This is a genomic window from Vibrio sp. 1078-1, assembly GCF_033340475.1.
Window position 1 is genome coordinate 1 of sequence record NZ_JAWOWM010000207.1, and the last position, 815, is coordinate 815.

Consider the following 815-nt stretch of genomic DNA (forward strand, 5'->3'; position numbering starts at 1 on the left):
CCTTTTATTTCTCAGGATAAAGTGGATAATACCGCCACAAAATAACATTACTAAGGTGAGTCCTTATGTCTATCGAAGCTACTCTGCTTGCACGCTGCGAGTCAAAATGTGAACTGTGTTCATCTGAATCTCCATTAACTGCTTACGCTGTACCACCACACGGTAACGTAACAGTTGATACCGCTATCATGGTATGTGACAAATGCCACAGCGAGATCGAAGAACCTAAAGACATTAACCATTGGCGTTGTCTGAACGAAAGCATGTGGAGCCAGGTTCCTGCAGTACAAGTAACTGCATGGCGCCAACTAACTCGCCTAAACTCTGAAAGCTGGGCTCAAGACGCTCTTGACATGATGTACATGGAAGAAGAGCAAAAGAACTGGGCAATGACAGGTATGTCTGCTGATGACAAAACTGTTGACTGCAACGGCACTGAACTTAAGAAAGGTGACGATGTAACAGTAATCAAAGATCTACCAGTTAAAGGTACAAACCAAGTAATTAAGCAAGGTACTGTGATTCGCGGTATCAGCCTTGGTGATGACCCTAAACTGATTTCAGGTAAGGCAAACGGTGGTCAGTCAATGTACGTGATCGCAGAGTACTGCCGTAAGAAGTAATTTTAGTTACTTTTGTATAAAACGGGGTTCCAGTTGGAACCCCGTTTTTGTTTGTGCTTCGGAAGGCCCCCTAACCCATGCGTTTGAATCAGGTCCCTTTGAAACAGCAAATACAAAAATGCCAGCGGCTAAGCTGGCATTTTTGTCACAGTGTTCAGATTAACGGTACATATCGATATCTTTTTGAATGTG

Annotated in this window: 1 protein-coding gene; it reads left to right on the forward strand. The window is 43.4% G+C overall.

The annotated features are described in order from the left end of the window. Positions 1–65: 65 nt before the first annotated feature. Positions 66–623 carry a PhnA domain-containing protein gene (locus R7190_RS26630; RefSeq protein WP_005455388.1) on the forward strand — a complete coding sequence of 186 codons (558 nt, stop codon included), beginning with the start codon at positions 66–68 and terminating at the stop codon, positions 621–623. Positions 624–815 lie beyond the last annotated feature (192 nt).

Bases quoted from the DNA above. Each gene is read 5' to 3' on its own strand.
- R7190_RS26630 (WP_005455388.1), top strand. From the start codon at position 66: ATGTCTATCGAAGCTACTCTGCTTGCACGCTGCGAGTCAAAATGTGAA.